The sequence below is a fragment of the Bacillus sp. IS1 genome (genome assembly GCF_032461585.1).
In the GTDB taxonomy this organism is placed as follows: domain Bacteria; phylum Bacillota; class Bacilli; order Bacillales; family Bacillaceae; genus Bacillus; species Bacillus velezensis.
The window spans coordinates 39,309-62,572 of the sequence record NZ_JAWCWR010000004.1 but is presented as its reverse complement, the minus strand read 5'-3'; the positions used below and the strand labels follow the sequence as shown (position 1 = coordinate 62,572).

Genomic DNA, 23,264 nt, shown 5'->3' with positions numbered 1-23,264 from the left:
ATTCGTTTCTCCTTAAAAGGCAGAAAGAGAAAGGCAGCCTGAATTCCCGCTGCCTTTATGTCATTTTCAGATTTTATTTTGTCAGCACCGCTTCTTTTACGTGAGGAAGCACTGTATCCTGATAAATTTCCGTCGGATATTTGCCCGTAAAACAAGCGAGGCATTGTCCGCAATTGGTGTCTTCAAATGTTCGGCCGACTCCTTTTAACAATCCGTCTACACTTAAGAAAGAAAGCGTGTCGGCACCGATGATCTGGCGGATTTCTTCCACGGAATGAGAAGAAGCGATCAGCTCCTCATGGGTTGATGTGTCGATGCCGTAGAAGCACGGATGAGCGATCGGCGGTGAACTGATCTTGACGTGCACCTCTGTCGCTCCCGCTTCTCTGAGCATTGTGACAATCCGGCGGCTTGTCGTCCCGCGCACGATGGAATCATCAACCATGACGACCCGTTTTCCTTCAACAACCCCGCGCACCGCAGACAGCTTCATTCTCACGCCTTGCTCACGCAGAGCCTGGGACGGCTGAATAAATGTTCTGCCGACATAACGGTTTTTAATGAGACCGAGTTCGTACGGAATGCCCGTTGCCTCGGCATAGCCGATGGCTGCAGAAATACTGGAATCAGGCACGCCTGTGACGACATCCGCTTCAACCGCGGACTCCTGGGCAAGCATTTTTCCGAGGTTTTTTCGGGCGCTGTGCACGTTAATGCCGTCGATATTGCTGTCAGGTCTTGAGAAATAAATGTACTCCATGCTGCAGATGGAACGGTTGATATTCATGGAGAAACGCTCTGATTTCATGCCTTCATCATTGATGATCAGCATTTCGCCCGGCTCTACCTCGCGAAGGTATGTCGCGCCGACCACATCGAATGCGCACGTTTCTGAAGCGACGACGTAAGCATCACCCATCATGCCGATTGACAGCGGTCTGAGTCCGTTCGGGTCAAGCGCTACGATCATTTCTGTTTCAGTCATGATTAAAAAGGCATAAGCGCCTTTCAGCATAGACAGCGAATTTTTGATTTGATCCTTCAGCGAAAAGTGTCCGCTGCGTTTAATCAGATGAGCCAGCACTTCCGTATCGGAGGAAGTCTGAAAGATGCTCCCTTGGTTTTCAAGCTGCTGCTTCAACTGTGTGGCGTTGACCAAGTTGCCGTTATGGGCGAGCGCGAGGCTGCCGTTGTTTTGCGAACGGAACAGGAGCGGCTGGACATTTTCATATCCGCCTCCGCCTGCCGTCGCATAACGGACGTGCCCGATCGCGCCTTTTCCCTTCACTTTGCTCAGTTCGCCGTTTTGAAAAACCTCGGTAATAAGCCCCTGTCCTTTATGCGCCGTCAGTTTTTCACCGTCAGTTGCGACAATTCCCGCGCCTTCCTGTCCTCTGTGCTGGAGGCTGTGGAGGCCGTAATACGTGATTTGCGGGGCTTCTTCATGTCCCCAGATGCCAAACACACCGCATTCTTCATTCAGGCCTTTGATTTCAGCAAGCATGGAATAGCTCCTTTCCACGCGCGCTCAAGTTCTTTCGTTTGCGCGTGAACCAATTGTTGTCCGTCCTGGTTTTGAATCGCCAGAAGTCCGTCAGCCGTTACCTCACCGATATGAACCGCATCAGCCACAGCCGCTTCAAATGCCGCTTGGTGTTCTTTTTTCACCGAAACGACGAAGCGTGATTGAGATTCAGAGAATAATAATGCCGCTTCCCCTGCAACAGTTACGTTGGCGCCAAGGTTTTCCGTCGTCATGACGCTTTCTGCAACCGCCACGCCTAAGCCGCCTTCAGACACATCATGCGCTGATTGAACGAAGCCTTTTTTAATCGCGTCAAGCAATGTTTTTTGGCGTGACAGCTCTATATCAAGATCGATTTGCGGCGCTTTGCCGTAAATGCGGCCTTCTGTCATTTTTTGCAGTTCGCTTCCGGCAAACTCAGGTTTTGTTTCGCCGATCACGTATACAAGATCCCCCGCTTGTTTGAAATGCTGTGTCGTAATATGAGCGGTATCTTCAATTAAGCCGACCATGCCGATCACAGGCGTCGGGTAGATCGCCGTTCCGTTCGATTCATTATAAAGTGATACGTTACCGCCGATGACGGGAGTGCTGAGAACATTGCACGCCTCGCTGATGCCGTCGGCCGCTTTTTCGATCTGCCAGAAAATTTCAGGTTTTTCCGGGTTTCCGAAATTCAGATTATCCGTGACCGCAAGCGGTTCGGCGCCGGAGCATACGATGTTGCGCGCCGCTTCGGCAACGGCGATTTTCCCGCCTTCTTCTGGATCAAGATATAAATAACGCGCGTTGCAATCCGTCGTCATCGCCAGCGCTTTTTTCGTGCCGCGAATTCTGAGCACACCGGCGTCAGAGCCCGGAGCGACCACCGTATTTGTGCGCACCATGTAGTCATATTGATCGTACACCCACTCTTTGCTGGCGATTGTCGGCTGCTGCAGCAGGGCAAAAAGCGTCTCTGTCGCATCTTTTACTTCAGGCGCGGGAACTTCCGTTTCCTGAAACTCGCGGTAGTACGCGGGTTCTGCTGACGGCTTGTGGTATACAGGCGCTTCTTCCGCCAGCGCGTCGACCGGAAGCTCGCAAACAACCTCTCCGTTATGGCGGAGGCGGAGCATTTTATCATCCGTAACATGACCTACGGAAACCGCTTCAAGATCATATTTATCAAAAATATCGACAATTTCCTGTTCACGTCCGCGTTCAATGACGAGAAGCATGCGTTCCTGAGACTCGGAAAGCATCATTTCGTAAGCGGTCATACCTGTTTCCCGCTGCGGAATGAGATCAAGGTTCATTTCAATGCCGGAGCCGGCTTTGCTTGCCATTTCAGCACTCGAACTTGTCAGACCGGCCGCCCCCATATCCTGAATGCCGACTAAGGCGTCGCATTGGATGACTTCAAGGCATGCTTCCAGGAGAAGTTTTTCCATGAAAGGATCGCCGACCTGCACCGCGGAACGTTTTTCTTCAGATGAATCTGACATTTCTTCTGATGCGAAAGTAGCGCCGTGTATGCCGTCGCGGCCCGTTTTAGCGCCTACGTACATGACCGTGTTGCCGACACCTTTCGCCTGGCCTTTTTTAATATCTTTATGATCAATTAAGCCGACGCACATTGCATTGACAAGCGGATTGCCCTCATAGCTTGCGTCAAACTGCACTTCTCCGCCGACCGTCGGAATGCCGATACAGTTTCCGTATCCCGCGATTCCCGCCACTACTTCTTCAAACAAGTACTTCACACGAGGTGAAGTGAGCTCACCAAATCGAAGAGAGTTTAATACAGCTATCGGACGGGCTCCCATTGAGAAAACATCACGGATGATGCCGCCCACTCCCGTCGCAGCACCTTGGTATGGCTCAATCGCTGACGGGTGGTTATGAGATTCAATTTTGAACACGACCGCCTGATTGTCACCGATGTCAACGATTCCCGCGCCTTCTCCGGGACCCTGCAGCACGCGTTCGCCGCTAGTCGGGAATTTGCGTAAAACCGGTTTTGAGTTTTTATAGCTGCAGTGCTCTGACCACATGACGGAAAAAATCCCGATTTCCGTGTAGTTCGGCAATCTTCCGATAATAGATTCAATGAGTGCGAACTCGTCATCACTGACACCCATTTGCTGATAGAGTTTCTCTTCTTTTATCTGTTCTTTACTTGGTTCAAGCAGTAGCGACATGAGTTTCCCTCCAATTTTTCACGATAGACCGGAACAATGTAAGACCGTCTGCGCTGCCGAGCAGTTCATCGACTGCGCGCTCAGGGTGAGGCATCATGCCTAATACGTTGCCTTTCTCATTCACGACGCCGGCAATGCCGCTGACGCTTCCGTTAATATCGCCGCCGTATGTGAAGGCGATTTGATTGTTTTCTTTTAATCTTTCAAGCGTTTCGTCATCACAGTAGAAATTGCCTTCGCCGTGGGCAACCGGAATCGTAATCGATTGTCCTTTTTCATAGGAAGATGTGAATAACGTGCCGCTGTTCTGCACGATTAATTCAACCGGGCGGCAGATGAACTTTAAATCTTTATTGCGTCTCATCGCGCCGGGCAGAAGTCCGAGCTCCTGCAGAATCTGGAATCCGTTGCAGACGCCGAGAACCGGTTTTCCTTCGGCAGCCGCTTTTTTCACGGCCGGCATGATGTTTGCGAATCTGGCGATGGCGCCGCATCTCAAGTAGTCGCCGTATGAAAACCCGCCGGGGATGAGCACGCCGTCAAATCCGTCAAGGCTTGTTTCCTCGTGCCAGACATACTCGACTTCTTCGCCGAGTTCATCCTTTACGGCGTGGAACATATCAATATCACAGTTGGAGCCGGGTAACACAATCACCGCAAATTTCACTGTGCGACAACCTCCTCAACTTCATATCGGTAGTCTTCAATGACTGTATTGGCAAGGAGCTTTTCACACATTTCTTTCACGAGCGCGTCAAGATCGCGGTCAGATTTTTCAATCGTCAGCTCCATGTATTTTCCGATGCGCACATCCTGCACTTCATTGTAGGTCATGCTGTGCAATGCATGCTGCACCGCGCTTCCTTGAGGATCGAGCACACTTTCTTTTAAGCTGACATAAACTTTCACTTTATACATTATGAAATGCCTCCCAGTCTTTTGAAAATCTCTTCATATGCGTCGGTTAAGCTTCCCAGGTTCCGTCTGAACAAATCTTTATCGAGCTTTTCGTTTGTGTCTTTGTCCCACAGACGGCACGTGTCAGGAGAAATTTCATCTGCTAAAAGCACCCGTCCCTCTGCGTCTAAGCCGAATTCCAGCTTAAAATCTATTAATCTGACGCCGCAGTCTTCAAAAATATGCTGCAGCTCTTGATTGACCTGTTTTGTAATCGATTTGATCGTTTTGACCTGCTCAGGAGCAGCTGCTTTTAAGAGCCAGATATGATCTTCTGTGATGAGCGGATCACCCAGTGCGTCATCCTTGTAGTAAAATTCGATAATCGGCTGCGGAAGCTCAGTTCCTTCCGGGATGCCGAGACGTTTCGACATGCTTCCGGCGGCAATGTTTCTGACCACGACTTCAAGCGGAATGATGCTCACTTTTTTGATAAGCTGCTCTGATTCTGAAACACGCTCCACAAAGTGGTTGTCAATTCCTTTGGCGTGCAGATGTTTGAAAATCAGGCTTGAAATTTCATTGTTCAGACGGCCCTTTCCGCTGATCTCCGCTTTTTTCTCACCGTTAAAGGCTGTTGCGGAATCCTTGTAGACCACGCGGAGAATCTGTTCGTCTTCAGTTTGATAAATCCGTTTCGCTTTTCCTTCATAAAGAAGATTATTGTTCACAATATTCACGGAAGGCCTCCTAACCCGAATGTTGGGAATATTCAATCTATGGCGGCTGAAGAAGCCGCCTCCGGCTGGCTTCTTCTATAAACCTAAACGATCAAAGATCAAGTCGACGTTTTTCAGATGATAATTGTAGTCAAAGCAATCGGCAATCTGTTCCGGTGTGAGACGGGACGTGATTTTTTCCTCCGCTTCGACAAGCTGGCGGAACGGCACTTGTTTTTCCCACGCTTCCATCGCTTTCGGCTGAACCGTGTCATATGCTTCTTCACGAGGCAGACCCGTGTCGATTAAAGCGAGCAGCACGCGCTGAGAGTAGATTAAACCGAGTGTGCGGTCCATGTTGCGTTTCATATTTTCCGGGAATACCGTTAAGTTTTTGACGATATTGCTGAATCGGTTCAGCATGTAATTCAGCGCGATTGTCGCGTCAGGAAGAATGATGCGTTCAGCTGATGAATGAGAAATATCACGCTCATGCCATAACGGAACATTTTCGTATGCCGTCAGCATGTACCCGCGGATCACGCGCGCCATGCCCGTCATATTTTCCGACCCGATCGGATTCCGTTTATGAGGCATAGCCGATGAACCTTTTTGTCCTTTAGCAAAAAACTCTTCCACTTCACGTGTTTCACTCTTTTGCAGACCGCGGATTTCCACTGCGAATTTTTCAATGCTCGTCGCGATCAAAGCCAGTGCCGCCATGTAATCCGCATGACGGTCGCGCTGTAATGTCTGAGTGGAAATCGGCGCCGCTTTCAGGCCGAGTTTTTCACAGACATACTGCTCTACGAACGGATCAATATTCGCATATGTGCCGACCGCGCCGGAAAGCTTCCCGACCTCGATCCCTTCTTTTGCCTGCTTGAAACGTTCAAGGTTGCGTTTCATTTCTTCGTGCCAAAGCGCGAGCTTCAGGCCGAATGTCGTCGGTTCCGCGTGTACGCCGTGCGTGCGGCCCATCATGACCGTGTATTTATGTTCTTTCGCTTTTTCTTTTATAATGTCAACAAATCTCTCAATGTCCTTGAGCAAGATCTCATTCGCCTGTTTTAATAGATAGGAAAGAGCGGTATCCACGACATCTGTTGACGTCAGGCCGTAGTGAACCCATTTTCTTTCTTCGCCTAATGATTCTGAAACCGCGCGGGTGAATGCCACGACGTCATGGCGCGTATCCTGCTCGATTTCCAAAATGCGGTTGATGTCGAAAGACGCGTTTTCGCGCATGACCTTGACGTCTTCTTTCGGAATGACGCCAAGCTCAGCCCAGGCTTCACAGGCTAAAATCTCGACTTCCAGCCATGCCTGGTATCTGTTTTCGTCCGTCCAGATCGCGGACATTTCAGGTCTTGAATAACGTTCGATCATTATGCTCGTCCTCCGTCTCTATTCATCCATATGTTCGTGATGTCCTGAATCCATGTTTCATCAGGCTTCCGCAAAAATGTCATATGCCCCATTTTGCGGCCTTTTTTAATCTCATGTTTTCCGTACAGGTACAGTTTGGCTTCCTTTAAAAGCTCCGTATGCTCCTCCGCAAGCTTCACTTCATCACCGAGCAGATTCACCATCATTCCCGGTTTGAGAAGATCGGTTCTGCCGAGAGGAAGTCCGCAGACCGCTCTGATGTGCTGTTCGAATTGGCTCGTTTCACAAAGGTCGAGCGTATAATGCCCTGAATTGTGAGGACGCGGCGCCAGTTCATTAATCAAAAGGTCTCCGTCTTCCGTGACGAACATTTCCACCGCAAGCGGCCCGACAAGCTCCAATTTCTCCGCGAGCTGAACGGCAAGCGCCTCTGCCCGCTTCTGAACCGTTTCCTCCGCTCTCGCGGGTACGATGCTTTGGAACAGAATATTATTTTTGTGGATATTTTCAGCAGCCGGAAAGGTTGAAATCTCACCGTGCACCGATCTCGTCACGATAACGGAAAGCTCCATCCGGAACGATACCCAGCTTTCAAGTATGCACGTGCCGTTTTCTAACAGCGCAGCCGCTTCATCTGTCTGTCCTTCTTCCTTAATGACAAATTGGCCTTTGCCGTCATATCCACCGCGGCATGTTTTCAGCACCGCCGGGAGCCCCAGTGCCTGAACGGCTTCCTCAAGCTCCCGTCCGCTGTTTACGATCCGATAAGGAGCGACTTGACAGCCTGCTGACTGGATCGCCTTTTTTTCCGTTTCCCTGTTTTGGGTGATGAGCAGCAGCTCGCTTCCTTGAGGAAGATATGCATGTTCTTTGAGCCAGTTGAGCGCCTCGTAATCGATATTTTCAAATTCGTACGTAATGATGTCACTGACTCCGGCCAATTTTTGAATCGCTTCACGGTCATTGTACTGGGCGGTAATCTCAATATCGGCGATCTGTCCGCATGGCGAGTCTTTCACGGGATCGACGACAGCGACTTTATAGCCCATCTGTTTTGCGGCGACAGCCATCATTTTTCCGAGCTGTCCGCCTCCGATAATGCCGATGACGGCGCCGGGAAAAATCGTTTTTTTATCAGACAAGCTGATCACTGCTTTCCAGCACCGTTTGTTTTGTCGCATTTCTTCTCGCCTCTAGTTTATCCGCAATGTCATCGTCAAATGCCGACAAAATTTGCGCGGCTAACAGACCCGCGTTCACTGCGCCCGCTTTTCCGATCGCCGTCGTCGCGACCGGCACGCCGCCGGGCATCTGTACGATAGACAGAAGAGAATCAAGCCCGTTAAGCGATTTCGTCTGAACCGGTACGCCGATCACCGGCAGCGTCGTTTTGGCCGCCGTCATTCCCGGCAGATGCGCCGCTCCCCCGGCTCCGGCAATAATGACTTTTAAGCCCCTGTCTCTGGCGCTTTCTGCATATTCAAACATCAAATCAGGCGTCCGGTGCGCGGATACCACCTGTTTTTCATAAGGAATGTGAAGTTCGTCAAGTATGTCGCATGCATGTTTCATTGTCTCCCAATCGGAGGTGCTTCCCATGATGATTCCTGCTAGCGGCTGCATTCTGTTCCCACCTTCTCATGCTTTGTTTTTCAGAAAAAAAAGCCCGGCTTATATTGCAACTATGAGGAAGCAATACAAACCGGGCATGGCGCGCGTATCGTCAGTCGTTCGCTTCTGCGATATCCATGTCAGCTGTTTATCACTTTCCTGCATAGTCCGGCCGTTTACGGCAGCCGGGTAGAAACTTATGGGCCATATTCCCAAGATTATATGAGGTCGTGTTTTGATTTCATGTTTATCTTAACAACGGACTTGGATAATGTCAACGACATTATCGAACGATATAAAAATTCTTTCTTTTAATGTTCGTGTTTAGATCAATTTCCCTTCAAATACGATTTTTTTCCCGCAAGGAACGACTTGAATTGATCCATTTTCTTTCTTTTCTGTAAAGATCGGCTCTTCCATCCGCCGGACGGGCATATAACCCTCTTCCTTCATTAAAGTGAGAATGGTGTCAATCGTTTCATCTTCCGTTACTTCAAACCGTTTCTTTTTTGGCTTTGTCATTCCTTAATTCTCCTCTTCTTCACTGCTTTCACCCAGAATCCGCCGTGGATCGTTTTCGGCTCAAAGGCGATAATAAACGCTTTTTCATCAAGCGTTTTAATCGTATCATAAAGCTGAAGCTCATATTTGCGCGGCGTCAGAATCTGCATGGCGGTCCGGTCTCCTTCAAGTCCGCCCGCAACCCAGCTTGTAACCCCGTATCCTTTTTCCCGGAGCTGTTTCGGCAGGTCCAGATCGAGCTCCTTCGTAATGACGTTGACTGTAATATAGCCGAGCGCCAGTTTCTCTTCAATTTTCATTCCCACTATGACGCCGAGGCCGTAGCCGAGCGCATAGGCAATGACGTTTTGAATTTGATTCAGATTGCCGAGCACGAGACTCAGGCCGGTCACATACACAAGGATTTCAATCGTACTGATGCCTGCGGCGAAATAGCGCTGCCCCTTTAATGTCAGAATCATCCTGATCGTAAAGAAAGAGACATATATAATGTTAATGATGAGAATAATGAGAACCATACCTATACTGTTGGATAAAATCGTCTGCATCACTGATTCCCCTCCTCTGATACTTTGAAAAGCATCAATCCTTCAATTAAGGATAGTTTACCCTCTTTTCATCATTTTCAAAAGAAAAAAAAGCCCGCCCCGCAAGGCAGACTGTTAAGCTCTTATCAGTGAAGCCCGGCTTTTTTCAATCGTTTGACGGCTTCATATTCCTTCTCAAGTTCACTCAGCGTGTACCCGGACAGTTCCTGAACATGGTCTTGATAAAACCCTGAGCGGATCAGCTTTGTCCTCAGGTGCTGTTTTTTCCGATTAATGGCTTCTCGCAACAACGGGGCCATCTTCATCATCCCTTTCCGAATCATAAAGAGTAGTGCCGCTTTCGAATTGCTGTTGCTCTCATCATATCTCGGCCGGGTCCTCAAAACAATACGCTTTATTAGAAAAATTTGTAAACATTGTGAAAGACAAATTTCGACTTATAAAGGGATCAGCGAAGCAGTAAAGTACTCTGAAATGAGCGGCCATGTCACAGCCGTAAAAACGAGCATGATGATGACCGCCGCGGAAATACAGTACATCACGTCAGCCGCAGGCTTTTCAGCCGATTTGTATAGAATCTGCACAAACTGCACCATCGCCGAGGCGGCCAGAAACAAGGTCAGCGCCGTAAACACCACGGTGACGACCGGCAGATTCAATATCGCGAAAATCATCCACACGATAGAGCAGGCGACAGCCGGAACCAAAAGCGATCCGACCCCCGCGGCCGCATCCCGCATCGTAATTTTCTGTTTCATCATATAACGTGATACAAGCCAGACCGCGCCGGCCGCAGCGGCAAAAAAGACGAGCGTATACACGAGAACGACAGTAAAGCCGTCAAAAAACGTATGATGCCGCTCCCCGTATCCGAGAGGCCTTTGCTGGCTTGCCCTCAGCTGAAACCAATTTCCGATTGAGAAAAAGATACTGAATACAAGCATTGAAATAAGAGCATATTTAAAGCGGGAAAAGCCGTCTTCCCCAACGACCTTCACCGGTGATGTCAAAATGCGCAGCGCGAAACGGCAATAACGTTTGGCCGCGGCCCATGCAGAAGCGAGTTTTTCCGTAAAAGCCGGAGCCGGGCGCCGTTCCTTTACTTTTTTCTTTTGCTTTTGATAACGTCCCGCATTTCTGGACATTCTCGACAGCGGTTCTTCATCAGTCCCCTGATGCTGTTTTTCTTCTTCCAACGTTTCTTTTCTTTCTTCCGTCATGTCAGCAACTCCTATCAAAAAAATACGGCGGAATTTGTTAAACAAGAAAATAAAACACTTATATAAGGTACCGAAGCGTCCTTAAACAGTCAAGCGGTTTTCTTCACCCGGACACCCACATGACGTTTTATAGTATGTATTGGTTTTACGGAATAGGACAAAAACAAAAAACCGGCTTAACTCAGCCGGTTTTTCCGTTATTTCAAGAAGATGAAATACAGGATAAAGATGACGAACAGCCCGTACATAATCGGGTGAACGCTTTTTCCTTTTCCTTTGCAGATCATTGTAATCGGGTAGAATATAAAACCGATCGCAATCCCCGTCGCAATGCTGTACGTCAGCGGCATCATAATCATCGTTAAGAATGCCGGCACAGCCACCTCGAATTTATCCCAGGCGATCTTACCGAGCGGCGCCACCATCAGCGCGCCGACAATAATTAAAGCCGGAGCCGTCACATTCGTGGTGACGACTGACAGAAGCGGCGAGAAAAACATCGCCAGCAAAAAGAGAATGCCCGTGACAACAGCCGCGAAGCCGGAGCGCGCCCCCGCCGCAACGCCTGAGCTGGATTCAACATAAGAAGTCGTTGTAGACGTACCGAGTACGGCTCCGATAACGATTGATGTCGAATCTGCCAGAAGCGCTCTTCCCGCACGCGGAAGTTTGTTTTCCTTCATCAGCCCGGCCTGTGTCGCTACAGCCACCAGCGTTCCGGCCGTATCGAAAAACCCGACGAACAAGAAAGTTAAAATGACAATCAGCATTTGTACGGAGAAGATATCCGGAAGGTGCATCCACGCCTGTCCGAAAGTCGGCGCAAGACTCGGCACGCTGCCGACAATGTGCGTCGGAACCGGAATCAGTCCGCAGACCATGCCGGCAACCGCCGTCAGAAGCATTCCGATAAATACGCCGCCGTTTACGCGAAGCACCATCAGAATGACAGTCACAATAACACCGAAAACCGTCAGCAGCACAGGGCCGCTGTGAATATTGCCGATAGACACCAGAGTCGATGAGTTCGCTTCAATAATGCCCGAACCCTGCAAACCGACAAATGTGATAAACAAACCGATACCCGCGCCGACCGCCAATTTCAGCTCAGGCGGAATCGCATTAATGATTTTTTCCCGCAGTCCCGTCAGCGAAAGCGCCACGAAGATAATTCCGGAAATCAAGACGCCGGAAAGCGCAGCCTGCCATGAAATCCCCATGCCGAGGACGACAGAGAAAGCAAAAAACGCATTTAATCCCATACCCGGCGCAATCGCGATCGGATACTTTGCAATGAGCCCCATTAAAATACAGCCGGCCGCAGACGCCAAGGCTGTAGCGGTGAACACCGCGCCCTGATCAATTTTTAATGCTTCCGGAAATCCCTTCACACCGTTTAAAGACAATGTCAGCGGATTGACGAACAGAATGTACGCCATTGACAAAAAGGTCGTTAAACCGCCGATGATTTCATTACGATAGCTTGTCCCCAGCTCATCAAACTGAAAAAATTGCTTCAAGCCAATTGCCTCCTTCATTCTCTCCCATTTATTCTGCCCGTTATCCGCCAAATAAAAAACGCCCCAAATACATTTGGGACGCTTGACTACATACGTTCAGTCTGAATAAATAAGAATGGATTATTTATATCAAACGATTGAGATTGATCCGTAGTCAAGCCATTTACGGTAGCTTGGTAGAAACTTGCGGGCCATATCCCCGCCATTATACGATATCTGCATATTTGATTTCTGAGTCTATTGTATCAATTCAATTTTGAAAACTCAATAAAAAAAACGAACAATTCCGTTAAAAAAATTTGGTTTATTCGTTAATTGACCAAAAATGGAAGACGGCAAAAGCCGCCTTCCCGACATCATTTTCCGTCCGCAGGCCGAACCGGCACCGCGAATGTGATCCCCTTATCATCCGCCAGCAAGTTCATAACCGTTTGATTGACGTACAAAGCGTATGAATCGAATGAGAAATCGCGCAACGAATAGTCTTTATTGGATGAATCATCCAATTCAAAAACGGATTCCATTTCACCCGTTTTAAGGTTCGTGACTTTCGCCTTATTTCCTTTCAGATAATAGCCTTTTTCATACTCATTAAGCGATGGCCAGGTTTTCATTTTTTTCGTATTGCCGAGACCGATTGACTCACCGACATTGATCAGCTGATCTTCATCCGCTTTGCTGTAATTAATTCCTGTGAATTGATAATCGACGATCACCCGTCTGCCTTGCTGTTTGATCTTTTTGATGGTGATGCCGACATGATGATGTTTCGTTTTATAACTGACGGGCAGTTTTGTTTTCAGAGGCACGATTTCTCCCGGCTCTGATTCTGTTTTTATATCGCCCGTTATGAAAAGTGTTTTCGCTTTCGGGTCTATCGGTTTGCTGAATTGAGTTTGGCCGCGTATTCTTTTCCCGCCGCCCGGAAGATTCTTTCTGCCGCCAAGTTCAATATTCGACGCCGTCATTTCATAATGGTTTCCGGCATCATCCGTTGCCTCGTAAATCGAGATGGCATCATTTTTGGCTGCATCATAGAAGTCGATAGAATACAGGAGAGCCGATCCCGTCGTTCCGTTTTCCGCCCGGATATCGAAAAAGCGGTATAATCCGTGATTTACATTCACAGCTTTCGTTCCTTCAAGAGAAACGGACTTTTGTTTTTTAATAGGGAGTGTAAAGCGCCAGTTTCCCGGGATGTCCTTGATTTTTGTAATGACAAGCGGAAGCTTATCACCGTCTTTCAGCTTTGAGCCGTCCGTGAACAGGCGAAGCTGCCCCGCGTACCGTCCGTCTTTCATTTTTTTCATATCACTGTTGTCATGATCCTCTGCTAACATATTCCATGGATCTTTATAATCAACTTGAAAAGAGATGCTCTCCTCATCTGATTTCAAATTGTCAACGGTAAAATTGTAAACGAGCTGTCCGCTGTCGTAATACACACTTTTCACTGTCACCGTAATTCCGCGTGATTCCGCTTTCTCATTCAGTTTTGTCACCAAATTGCTTTTAAACAGCGCAGAACCTGCCTTATCCTGAAACAGACTGTAAATTTGTCCGGCAACAGGAATGTTTCCCATAGCCGTATTAACGGAGGGCATGAATAAGCCTGAGGACAAATACAGAATAAACAAAGCAGCAGCAACCGCGAGTCCGTTTATCACTTTTCGTCCCCATCTCCGTCTGACAGCGCCTTCTTTTCCGGCACGGACAGCGGCGCTGTGTATCACATTTTTCAATTCAGCTTTCGGCACGTCAATGTCCTGATACAATTGCTTCATTTGATGCTTTTCCATATATGTTTATCCTCCTTTTCCAGCTCCTGCTTCAATGCTTTTCTCGCCCTGTGCAGATGCGTTTTTACAGTGCCTTCCGCCATACCGGTCTGTTCAGCGATCATAGCAATCGAGAAATCTTGAAAATAATAAAGCTGAATGGTCAGCTGTATATGTTCGTCAAGCGTTTCCAAGGCATTCCGAAGATCTATGTATTCTTCAATGTTCTTATTCTCCGCGCGCGTATCATGCTGCGGCTCAAACGGGATGACGTCTCCGTGCTTTTTCCTCATCGCAAAAATCGTATGAAGCAAAATCCGGATCAGCCACGTTTTAAAATATTTCGGCTCCTTCAGCTGCGCGATATGAAGAAAAGCCTTGTAAGCCGTTTCCTGAACAGCGTCCAGCGTATCTTCCTTGTGATGCAAATAGAGATAAGCTGTTTTGTATAAAGTATCCTGGTGTGCTGTGATCAGTTTTTCAAAGGCTGCGGCATCACCTTTTTTCGCCTTTTTGATCAATCGTTCTTCCTTCACCTTATCCACCTCCTATGCTGTTAGATATGAATCAAGTCAAAACGGTTTCAAAAAGATGAAAAAAAACGCCTCAAAGTCTAATTTCGGATAACAACGATCCGTTTTCAAACTTGAAGGTGTTTTTTGTTTGTCTCATCTTATGGGGTCAGTCCCTTAGATTAATACCTTCTTTGTTCGCCGTTCAGTCTGTATTCCTCTCCCCAAAAATATAAACACTCTTGTTTCCCATTCTGATGGGGCGCTGCTGAAAAGAAAAAAGCCTTTAAACCTTTGAGGTTCAAAGACTTTGCCATTAATTCTTCATTGTGTTAAAACATTTAACTCCTATGAGATTCTGTTACATCAACTTTTGAATGTCCGCTCTTATCAAGATGTTTTTTTGCCAAAAATAAAACCGGAATTCCCGAGGCTGTCGTTATAAAAATGATCAAAAACATATAGAAGGACCCGTTTACACCAAAAAAGGAAAGAAGAATCCCTCCCAGCCAAGGACCGATTACATTTCCTAAACGGTTAAAGCCTGCTGCTCCAAAGTATGTCCCTTTGAAGCCTGGTTTTGCAATTTCATCCACCAGCATATCAACCATCGAAAAAATCAAAACTTCCCCTATTGTGAAAAACACGACGATAGAGCCCCATATGAATGGGTTGGAAGATAGCGAAAAAAATAATAAACTGAAACTAATTAAAGCATTTCCCAGAATGATTGAATGAATCGGCGGGAACTTTTTCATGATATTCACAATAGGGTATTGAACGATTAAGACGACAATGGCATTCAAAGCTAAAAGCCATGAAAATATGGTCACCCCGTCCTCTATTTTGGCGGCAAAATATTGGGGCAATGTTGTAGAAAAGTGCGCATATCCGGATATTGATAATATCACTCCAAGTAATGTGATAAGAAAAACCTTGTCTTTCCTTGTCACATTAAAAGCCGTAGCAATAGTCGTTTTATTTTCTTTTCGATTGTTCTCGTCTAATTTAAATTTTCGGAATGAAAATACGAGAGATAGACCATAAAGAAAATATGTAAAACCTGCGAACAGAAATGGGAGAGCCGTCTTGGCAGCTCCCAATCTAAGGCCTAAAAGAGGACCGAAAACTACGCCGATATTGATCGCAGTATACCGCAAATTAAACATCTTCAAACGATTTTCTTCTTTGCTTATATCGGATAATAATGCTCTTGACGCCGGTTCAAAGATAGATTGACACAGCCCGTTAAGCGCATTGATGACAAAAAATGCGAGTACACTATCTGCAAACATAAAACTTACAAAAACAAGCGCCCAACAAAATACAGACGTTATCATCACAATTTTCCTGCCAAAAAGATCAGACAAATACCCTCCGTAAAAGCTCATTACAATCCCAGCCAGCGAACTTATTGAAACAATGATGCCGGTTAAAGCAGGAGAAACACCTTTTACTTGTGTTAGGTAAATAGAAAGGAAGGGAATGCTCATCGAGACTGACATTCTGCTAAACAAGGTGCCTAAAATGATATTCCAGCCCACAGGGTGAATTCTTAATCGTATGCCTTTCAAAAAACCACCTGCCTAAACATTAGATGCAGATATAAAGAGGCTCGTTTAAGCTTTCAGCGCTCTGTTATACCTTAACTGCCAGCTGAGTTGTAAAATTATTAATTCTTTTCAAAGCCTCTGTGATAAGATCCTTTGGGATGGCAAAATTCAAACGAATGTTGTTCGGCTCTCCGAATGCTGTGCCGGGAACAGCTGACACGTGCTGTTTTTCCAACAGAAGATGACAAAATGTCTCCGCATCAATTATTTGTTGATCTTCAAACGCGGGTGACATTGTGAATGTTCCCGTAGCCGGAATCACAGTCAGCGATGACCGGCAAATTGCATGATTCATTCATAATGACGGCGGCTTCAAGAAATTCAGTCATCGTTAATATACTGGCATCAGGTACAGTTTGCACAGCCGAGATTCCCAAACCGCTTGCCCATACGGCATTAAATCCGTTTTTCTCTGCTAATTTGGCGCTTAAACCGTCATGAGCTCCCGCAACTTTCACCAAACCTTTACTGTTTAAAGCATCTCTAAAAATTGATGATTTTCTGTTTTTCACCATCATTCTCCCCTTCACCTAATGATTATTTTTATTTTGTCAATCGCATCATGTAATGCGTGATTGACTTCTCGCTCATTTTTCCCCTTTACAATCATCCATCCTGCTCTATCGTAGCTGTTTTTGATCGGTCTGATTCTATCACCGACACTGCAATTTACATGAAAATCTACTACATTCCCCATCATTTTGAGATCGCTGATCCCTTTGATTGCGCGTACAACCCCTTGGTTCGTTTCTAAAAAACGAACGGCGCATACTTCGCTTTGAGCATGTTTCCTTTCCGGTTGATATGGGATGCCCGCCAGTTCCGCAAAAATAGGTGTATGCATATCACATTTCATGGCGATTTCTGTAATGGTCACTATGTTGTCTCCGCCATAGCGGGTGTGTACCTCGCCAACCACAAATCCTTTATTTGTGTGATACCCTTCAATATGCAAGGGGCCAAATACGATCCCCATGGCATGAACAACTTCCTTGACCAGATTCTTATACAAATCCTGATGTTTTTCTTTATGTTTATACGGCGATATATGCCCGGATTCTACAAAAGTCCCGGGGTATAGCAGCTTTTCGGTCACACCAAATATGTCGGCCTTGCCTTGGCAGACAACGGCTTCTATTGAAATTTCCTGCCCTTCTATAAATTCTTCGGCTAATACTGACTTCTCCTCGTCATGTTTTGAACACTCTTTAAAACACGCCTCAATGTCCTCTTTTTTCTCAACTTTTATGACGCCTATACTGCCTTGCTGAGATCTCGGCTTTAAAATGATAGGATGTTGAGATGTATTCCAAAAATCGTATACGTCTTCCACGCTCCTGCACAATCCAAAATCGGGAGAGTTTAGTCCTGCCTTTTTTAAAAGCCGGCGCGTTGTATATTTATCAAGGCATGCTTGCACCACAGACGGAGGATTTCCTTTTAAATGAAATGCCTGCTGAAGTTTGGATACATTGAATAAGCCGGCTTCTTTGAAAGTAAATATGGCATCTAAAGGCTCTTTGTCATGGATTTCTTTAGCGACTGAGAATAGATTCTCATGATTGGTATAATCTAATGCGATTTTTTGGTCAGCTTCCTTTATTAAATGCTCATATTTTTTTAATGAAGCTTCTGTATCTCCTAATAAGACGTCAAAACCAAGTTGTTTTGCCCTCGCAACGGCCTTCTCAATATGCGTTTCAGGAATCCCGATCAGGAACAGTCTTTTCCTCTCCATTGATGAAACACCTCACTTCAGATAAAGCATTTTCAGCATATTCGATCGCTTTTTCTGTATCTTCAGCTTCTGTGATGACATAAGCAATCCGGGAATCATGAAACTTTTCAGGCGGCAGGCCAACATGATCGCCCGGCTGCTTTTCTAAAACAAATTCAACGACCCCGGGCATTTCTTTGATCGATTCGACACCTTCCCACTTTTCTATCACACCAGCACGGTCTGCAATTAAAAACCTGACGCAGGCAGCTCTTCTTTTCGAAGCTTCAAAGCTTATTGTTTCTCCTAATACAGCCAATAGGTTTGCGCGCGTTATATTTATACCTTTGGCTAGAGGAACCAAATGGGTAGTAATAAAATCGCCGCCCAGACGACCGTTGATCTCGATAATCTTGCACCCTTTCTCTGTGATCATGACCTCGGCATGAAAACCACAATTGTTCAGCTCCAAAGCTTTTATCCCTTCACTGGTGATGTGGAATAATTCACGTTCCACAGCCTCCGGCAGCCTGGCGGGAAATGCATGCTGGTATTCTTCGAAATACTGATCCGTCCATTTTTCAGTAACACCTGCAAAGTGAATGACTCCGTCGGAAATCACTCCCTCAATGCTGACTTCTTGTCCGTTCATAAACTCTTCAACAATATACTCGTTTTGATAAAAAGAAAACATTTTATCGTTTTCCGGCACCGCAGCGTTTAACAGCTGCTGATATGCGCGGTTTAAATCTTCAGGCTTTGATATTCGGAATACGCCTTTACTGGCAGAAGCACCCACAGGTTTAACGATCAATGGGTATTCCATATCAATGCTTGCATGATATAATTCGGTCCAATTTGTAAATTTGCAATATTTTGGATGAGGAACTTGTGCGTGGTTCAAAAATTGACGCATCTTCCATTTATTTCGAGCCCGTTCTGCCGCTTCCACCGGACTGCCCTTTAAGTTAAGTTCCCGGGCAGTTACCGCCACCGGAACCACATCTCTATCCCAGAATGTAATGACTCCATCAAAAGGATTTTCTTTGGCAGTTTCCTTCAGAACAGCTATAGTCTCATCAATCTGATAAGTATTTGCGGAAATGTAATGGTCAACGAATGGCCGCGACCATTCAGGCAGTTCAGGGCCGACAACAGAAACCGTCAAGCCCAAATTTTTAGCAGTCTCCAAAGTAGAAATTTTTTTAATATAAGTAGCATTAAAAAATAAAATATGTTTTTCCATCCTTCCGAGCCTCTTTCAACATTTTTTTCTACAAATTAGAAACCTTCTGCGTTTCTAAAGAACTGAATGCAGAAGATAAAAAAAACCCTTGGAAAACACAAACCATTTGTATTTATTCATAATAACATACATTATTTGCTATTAAATGAATATTTTATGAATTCAGTTTTATTAGAAAAATTAGATGAGGAAAATATCGGGAAGACAACTGATTAAAAAACTCGAATATATATAAAACTGCTGCACATCTTCTCCGGTGTTAATGATAAAAGGCCCATTATTCCTAGAACCATGTAAATTAAAAAAGCCTCAAATCTTTATAAATAAAAGATTTGAGGCTTTTCTCATTATTCCCACTCAATCGTTGCAGGCGGCTTGCTCGTAATGTCATACACGACGCGGTTGATGTGTTTCACTTCATTGACGATCCGTGTCGAAATCACTTCAAGCACATCCCAAGGGATACGCGCCCAGTCAGATGTCATGCCGTCGATTGATGTTACGGCACGGATACCGATTGTGTAATCATATGTTCTCGCATCTCCCATGACGCCGACGCTGCGGATGTCAGGAAGAACCGTGAAGTACTGCCAGATGTCGCGCTCAAGACCGTGGTTCGCCACTTCTTCACGCAGAATCGCGTCTGATTCACGAACGATCTCAAGTTTTTCTTCCGTTACTTCGCCGAGTACGCGGATGCCAAGTCCAGGACCCGGGAACGGCTGACGCCATACGATATCATCCGGGATGCCGAGCTCTGTGCCGAGCGCGCGCACTTCATCTTTGAAAAGAGTGTTCAGCGGTTCGATCAGTTCAAATTGCATATCTTCAGGAAGTCCGCCGACATTGTGGTGCGATTTGATCGTTTGCGCAGTTGCCGTTCCGCTTTCAATAATGTCTGTGTAAAGCGTTCCTTGCGCAAGGTAGTCGATTCCTTTCAGCCTGTCCGCTTCATCATCAAATACGTAAATGAATTCGTTGCCGATGATTTTGCGTTTTTGCTCAGGATCAGAAACACCTTTCAGCTTGTTTAAGAATCTGTCTTTCGCATCAACTTTAATGACATTCATATTAAAGCCTTCGCTGAACGTTTTCATGACGCCTTCCGCTTCGCCTTTGCGGAGAAGGCCGTGATCTACGAAAATACAAGTCAGCTGGTCGCCGATCGCTTTATGAATCAAAACGGCTACGACAGAAGAATCGACTCCGCCGCTCAAAGCGCAAAGCACTTGTTTGTCTCCGACGGTTTCGCGGATTTTTTGCATTTCGATTTCGATAAAGTTTTCCATTGACCATTCGCCTTTACATTCACAAGGCCCGAAGACAAAGTTTTTCAGAAGGTCATTTCCGTATTCTGAATGACGGACTTCCGGATGGAACTGAACACCGTACCATTTTTTGTCTTTTTTGCTCATCGCCGAGTTCGGGCAGTGATGGCTTGTCGCGTCTACCGTAAACCCTTCCGGCACTTGTACGACTAAGTCGCCGTGGCTCATCCAGACAACTTGTTCTTCCGGAAGATCTTTGAACAAGTCAGGAGTTCCTTGAATCTGAATGTTCGCTTTTCCGTATTCGCGCTGGCTTGCCGCCTCGACTTTCCCTCCGAGGTAATGAGTCATCAGCTGCATGCCGTAGCAGATGCCCAATACAGGAATATCAAGTTCAAAGATTTTTTCATCACAGCGGAAAGACCCTTCATCATATACACTGTTTGGTCCGCCTGAAAGGATAATTCCTTTTGGATTCATTTCTTTGATTTCCTCAGCTGTCAACGTATGGGGATGCAGCTCGCTATATACGCCAAATTCACGGATCCGGCGGGTAATCAGCTGGTTATACTGACTGCCGAAATCAAGAACAAGAATCATTTCATTCACTAACTTCGTCATGGTTGTCACCTAATCTCCTCTAAGTTTTTGACACAGAAAAAACGGAGGACACACGTTCAGCCCTCTGTCGGCAAGACTTGTCCGGAAGCCCGGCTTTTTAACGCTCCCGGGCTCCCATTTAACATTCATTTATTCTAACAACAGGACGATATGCGGTCAAGACTATCTTCTTTTAATTATATTTTCCCACAACTGTCCCGATTCATTCCAAAGCTTTGCGGCATTATCGCTGCGGTATAACGCACGCTCATAGCGCAGCGTCAGCTCGGACATGTCGTTTGTATGGTGCGCCTCGTCAACCCTCGCGGCAAAATCACGGAGCGTTTCTCCGTCTCCCCTGCTGAACCCTTTTCGTTTCAGCTGTCGGAGCAGTGCGGCATATGCGTCGAAAAAGACGTCTTCATCCGTTCGCCGCTTCAATCTGGCTGCTGTAACGTGCGGAATCCAGCGCGCCCGGAGCAGCCAGGCGAGTGCCGCCGCGGCTGAAATCAAAATGACGATGGCTGCATACGGCCATAGCTGTGCCGCGGTTTTGTTGCGGATCACAGGCTGCGGTGCCGCGCTGTGATCCCGCTTTTTCGGCTTTTCCTCTTTTTCCGGCTTTGTTTCCTGACGCTGCTTGTCAGACGGTTCATCCGAGTTCCCCGCTGAGCCTCCGCTGTCTTTTGCCGCGGTATGATTTTGCTCTGACGTAAACTCCGTCGGATTGGTGAAGCCTTTCGTCGGCTCAAACGTCACCCAGCCCTGATCCGGAAAATACACTTCTACCCACGAATGGGCGTTGTTGTTCGTGACTTCATAAATGTGGCCGTTATGGTCGCCTGCCCCTTTATACTCGCCGGATGTATAACCCTTCACCCAACGGGCGGGAATACCCGCAGATCGGAGCAGCACGGCCATTGCCGATGAAAAGTTATCACAATATCCTCTTTTCGTTTCAAACAGAAATTGATCGACATAATCCTGATTGTGCTCCGGAACCGCGACATCCTGTGTATGATACGAAAATGCGGAAGATCCGAGATAATCCTCGATCGCCTTCGCTTTATCGAACATATTATGATGATCCCGCGTCAGTCTGTCCGCAAGCTGTCTCACTCTTTTCGGAAGGCTGTCGGGGACCTGTAAATACCGGTCATTGAATTGATTCTGCTCACGGTATCGTTTTACTTTCACTTTTCTGAGATCATTCAGCTTAAAGACGGGCGCCTGAAAAGTCACCGTGTACCGTCCCATATTGCGGATGTTGCCCACTTGTTCACTGACCGGCGTAATTTGCTCGGTGTTTCCGTTCATTTCAAGCTGAATCGAGTGCTTCGGTTTAATATTGGAGACGCCGATCGGATACATGACGTGATTATAGAGATAATTCTCATCAATGGACACCTGTGCCGTATATCGTCTCGTCTGCACACTCCGGTCAAACCATATATCTTCCACGTTGCCTCCGTTCAGTTTATAGGACATGCCCTGATCGGTCTCCACCCAGCCTTTCCCCGTGTATGTATCCTTCGTTTCCACCCGGAAGTACGCCCGTTCTTTTCCCTTCCATGTGAAAACCGGCGTATCATCCTCCTGAAAAGGGCCGCCCAATGTTTCATCATGATTGCCGTAGCCGATTTTGCTTTCGGCGGCGGGCACTTCTTTGTGGTTTGTTATTTTTTTAAGAAACGGCACGGGGTCCGGCCAGTTCGGGTCTGATTTCGGAGCCGCCAGACCGAATACGACGGAAGCGCAGATAAACAGCATCAGCGGCAGAAACCATTTGAGTATCAATCTTTTTTTAAACGCTATGTGTTCCGTAAGCCGGATGCGCTCCATATACAAAAGCCCCATCATCAAAAAGCCGATAAAGACGATCCGGATGACGGCGTATGCGGCATCATAGGGAGTAAACGTATCAAGCACGGTGATATACGCCACCGTCATGATAAAAAAGAATAAGATTTTCCGCTGATAGATCACCCAGTAATGCAGCAAATACACGAGCAGCCATAAAAGCACAAAAAACAACAACGTGCGGAATGACGGATTCATTTCATTCCATCTTCCGGTCCCGATGTGGCGGGCATTTTGCATCACGTCCCGCAAAAAAGAAACGAGCCATTCCGGCTGAAAAACCGAACCTTTATAAAACAGGATGTGAATACTGATCAACGTAAACAGAATGCAGGACGGCACGGTTACGTACCACCTCATCCGGAAAAATGACAGCAGAAATGCCAAACCGATAAAAACGATGAAAAAACCGGTATGTTTTGTATCCGTAAAATTGTGCAGCGGCCTGAGCCATTCCCATAACAATAAAAAAGCGAGAAAATAAAACAGCAGCAGACTCAGCCTGCTTCCCTGGTTCTCGTCATGCGGCATGGCGC

At 46.7% G+C, this 23,264-nt stretch carries 22 protein-coding genes and 2 riboswitches; all 22 genes read right to left on the bottom strand.

The window, feature by feature from the left end; translation table 11 throughout:
- Positions 1 to 73 precede the first annotated feature (73 nt).
- Entirely contained in the window at positions 74 to 1,504 is a 1,431-nt protein-coding gene (purF, locus tag RUW00_RS15680; protein ID WP_007408900.1) for an amidophosphoribosyltransferase, read from the bottom strand.
- Positions 1,480 to 3,708, bottom strand: coding sequence for a phosphoribosylformylglycinamidine synthase subunit PurL (purL, locus tag RUW00_RS15675; protein ID WP_280144913.1), 2,229 nt, complete (start codon positions 3,706 to 3,708; stop codon positions 1,480 to 1,482). Before purL ends, purF begins: the two co-directional genes overlap by 25 nt.
- Entirely contained in the window at positions 3,692 to 4,375 is a 684-nt protein-coding gene (gene purQ, locus RUW00_RS15670; RefSeq protein ID WP_021495182.1) for a phosphoribosylformylglycinamidine synthase subunit PurQ, read from the bottom strand. Before purQ ends, purL begins: the two co-directional genes overlap by 17 nt.
- The gene (gene purS, locus RUW00_RS15665) at positions 4,372 to 4,626 is read right to left on the bottom strand and encodes a phosphoribosylformylglycinamidine synthase subunit PurS (RefSeq protein ID WP_003155758.1); all 255 of its coding nucleotides are present in this window, start codon (positions 4,624 to 4,626) and stop codon (positions 4,372 to 4,374) included. The genes purQ and purS overlap by 4 nt, the downstream gene beginning before the upstream one ends.
- On the bottom strand, positions 4,626 to 5,345 hold the full coding sequence (gene purC, locus RUW00_RS15660) for a phosphoribosylaminoimidazolesuccinocarboxamide synthase (RefSeq protein ID WP_007609852.1): 720 nt from the start codon (positions 5,343 to 5,345) through the stop codon (positions 4,626 to 4,628). The genes purS and purC overlap by 1 nt, the downstream gene beginning before the upstream one ends.
- 75 nt (positions 5,346 to 5,420) lie before the next feature.
- Positions 5,421 to 6,713: an adenylosuccinate lyase gene (purB, locus tag RUW00_RS15655; protein ID WP_014417100.1), complete on the bottom strand. Its 1,293-nt coding sequence runs from the start codon at positions 6,711 to 6,713 to the stop codon at positions 5,421 to 5,423.
- On the bottom strand, positions 6,713 to 7,894 hold the full coding sequence (gene purK / locus RUW00_RS15650; protein WP_022552700.1) for a 5-(carboxyamino)imidazole ribonucleotide synthase: 1,182 nt from the start codon (positions 7,892 to 7,894) through the stop codon (positions 6,713 to 6,715). Before purK ends, purB begins: the two co-directional genes overlap by 1 nt.
- Positions 7,848 to 8,336: a 5-(carboxyamino)imidazole ribonucleotide mutase gene (gene purE / locus RUW00_RS15645; protein ID WP_007609846.1), complete on the bottom strand. Its 489-nt coding sequence runs from the start codon at positions 8,334 to 8,336 to the stop codon at positions 7,848 to 7,850. Before purE ends, purK begins: the two co-directional genes overlap by 47 nt.
- Positions 8,337 to 8,468: 132 nt before the next feature.
- A riboswitch (purine riboswitch) is annotated at positions 8,469 to 8,570 on the bottom strand.
- A gap of 78 nt (positions 8,571 to 8,648) precedes the next feature.
- Positions 8,649 to 8,846 carry an NETI motif-containing protein gene (locus RUW00_RS15640; protein WP_007609843.1) on the bottom strand — a complete coding sequence of 66 codons (198 nt, stop codon included), beginning with the start codon at positions 8,844 to 8,846 and terminating at the stop codon, positions 8,649 to 8,651.
- Entirely contained in the window at positions 8,843 to 9,397 is a 555-nt protein-coding gene (locus RUW00_RS15635) for a DUF2179 domain-containing protein (RefSeq protein ID WP_014469850.1), read from the bottom strand. The genes RUW00_RS15640 and RUW00_RS15635 overlap by 4 nt, the downstream gene beginning before the upstream one ends.
- 122 nt (positions 9,398 to 9,519) lie before the next feature.
- Positions 9,520 to 9,693, bottom strand: a complete 174-nt coding sequence (locus RUW00_RS15630) for a Fur-regulated basic protein FbpA (protein ID WP_076983410.1) — start codon at positions 9,691 to 9,693, stop codon at positions 9,520 to 9,522.
- Positions 9,694 to 9,831: 138 nt separating this feature from the next.
- A complete protein-coding gene (locus RUW00_RS15625; RefSeq protein WP_021495184.1) occupies positions 9,832 to 10,614 on the bottom strand; it encodes a hypothetical protein in 783 nt (260 codons plus the stop codon).
- Between the two features lie 197 nt (positions 10,615 to 10,811).
- Complete coding sequence (locus tag RUW00_RS15620; protein ID WP_007408891.1) at positions 10,812 to 12,134, bottom strand: NCS2 family permease; 1,323 nt, start codon at positions 12,132 to 12,134, stop codon at positions 10,812 to 10,814.
- A gap of 131 nt (positions 12,135 to 12,265) precedes the next feature.
- Positions 12,266 to 12,367: riboswitch (purine riboswitch) on the bottom strand.
- A 123-nt stretch (positions 12,368 to 12,490) separates the two neighbouring features.
- On the bottom strand, positions 12,491 to 13,933 hold the full coding sequence (locus tag RUW00_RS15615) for a DUF4179 domain-containing protein (protein ID WP_280144912.1): 1,443 nt from the start codon (positions 13,931 to 13,933) through the stop codon (positions 12,491 to 12,493).
- On the bottom strand, positions 13,915 to 14,448 hold the full coding sequence (locus RUW00_RS15610) for a sigma-70 family RNA polymerase sigma factor (protein ID WP_021495186.1): 534 nt from the start codon (positions 14,446 to 14,448) through the stop codon (positions 13,915 to 13,917). Before RUW00_RS15610 ends, RUW00_RS15615 begins: the two co-directional genes overlap by 19 nt.
- 317 nt (positions 14,449 to 14,765) lie before the next feature.
- Entirely contained in the window at positions 14,766 to 15,998 is a 1,233-nt protein-coding gene (locus RUW00_RS15605; RefSeq protein WP_280144911.1) for an MDR family MFS transporter, read from the bottom strand.
- Between the two features lie 64 nt (positions 15,999 to 16,062).
- Positions 16,063 to 16,272 carry an aminotransferase class I/II-fold pyridoxal phosphate-dependent enzyme gene (locus RUW00_RS23035; protein ID WP_327945690.1) on the bottom strand — a complete coding sequence of 70 codons (210 nt, stop codon included), beginning with the start codon at positions 16,270 to 16,272 and terminating at the stop codon, positions 16,063 to 16,065.
- Positions 16,256 to 16,549, bottom strand: coding sequence for an isocitrate lyase/phosphoenolpyruvate mutase family protein (locus RUW00_RS15600; RefSeq protein WP_230456658.1), 294 nt, complete (start codon positions 16,547 to 16,549; stop codon positions 16,256 to 16,258). Before RUW00_RS15600 ends, RUW00_RS23035 begins: the two co-directional genes overlap by 17 nt.
- Before the next feature lie 14 nt (positions 16,550 to 16,563).
- Positions 16,564 to 17,775, bottom strand: a complete 1,212-nt coding sequence (locus tag RUW00_RS15595; protein WP_025649886.1) for an ATP-grasp domain-containing protein — start codon at positions 17,773 to 17,775, stop codon at positions 16,564 to 16,566.
- Positions 17,738 to 19,000 (bottom strand): ATP-grasp domain-containing protein, encoded by a 1,263-nt coding sequence (locus tag RUW00_RS15590; protein ID WP_094296454.1) that lies wholly within the window; start codon positions 18,998 to 19,000, stop codon positions 17,738 to 17,740. Before RUW00_RS15590 ends, RUW00_RS15595 begins: the two co-directional genes overlap by 38 nt.
- Before the next feature lie 347 nt (positions 19,001 to 19,347).
- On the bottom strand, positions 19,348 to 20,889 hold the full coding sequence (guaA, locus tag RUW00_RS15585) for a glutamine-hydrolyzing GMP synthase (RefSeq protein WP_014417088.1): 1,542 nt from the start codon (positions 20,887 to 20,889) through the stop codon (positions 19,348 to 19,350).
- Positions 20,890 to 21,051: 162 nt separating this feature from the next.
- A complete protein-coding gene (locus RUW00_RS15580) occupies positions 21,052 to 23,259 on the bottom strand; it encodes a DUF4129 domain-containing transglutaminase family protein (protein WP_280144908.1) in 2,208 nt (735 codons plus the stop codon).
- Between the last annotated feature and the right edge of the window lie 5 nt (positions 23,260 to 23,264).